General features: G+C 66.7%; 1 protein-coding gene. It reads right to left on the bottom strand.

Going from position 1 to position 255, the window contains the following annotated elements; all coding sequences use genetic code 11:
* Nucleotides 1–250, bottom strand: a 250-nt coding sequence (locus GCN78_RS29135; protein WP_226939882.1) for a 5-deoxy-glucuronate isomerase, incomplete at its 3' end; no start/stop codon positions are given.
* Nucleotides 251–255: the final 5 nt, after the last annotated feature.

Genomic DNA, 255 nt, shown 5'->3' with positions numbered 1-255 from the left:
ACACGGCATACGGCGAGACGTCGTCAAACACGCTCTGGCGATTGCCGATGGCTTCCCACATCTGTTCACCGGCCCGCACCGTCACCGTGCCCGTCAGCACGACAATGCACAGTTCGCGCTTGCCCGTCTCCAGATTCAGGCTCTCGCCGGCCGCCAGACGATGCGCGGCGAAGCCCACGTGCGTCCAGCCGGCCGATTCCGGCGTCACCTCGACGATCTTGCCGCCGGTCTTGGCCGCTTTGACGAGCAGCGGGC

The organism is Janthinobacterium rivuli, assembly GCF_009208735.1.
Classification (GTDB): Bacteria; Pseudomonadota; Gammaproteobacteria; order Burkholderiales; family Burkholderiaceae_D; genus Janthinobacterium.
The sequence above is the reverse complement of the archived record's forward strand: the minus strand, read 5'-3'. Positions and strand labels throughout refer to the sequence as shown.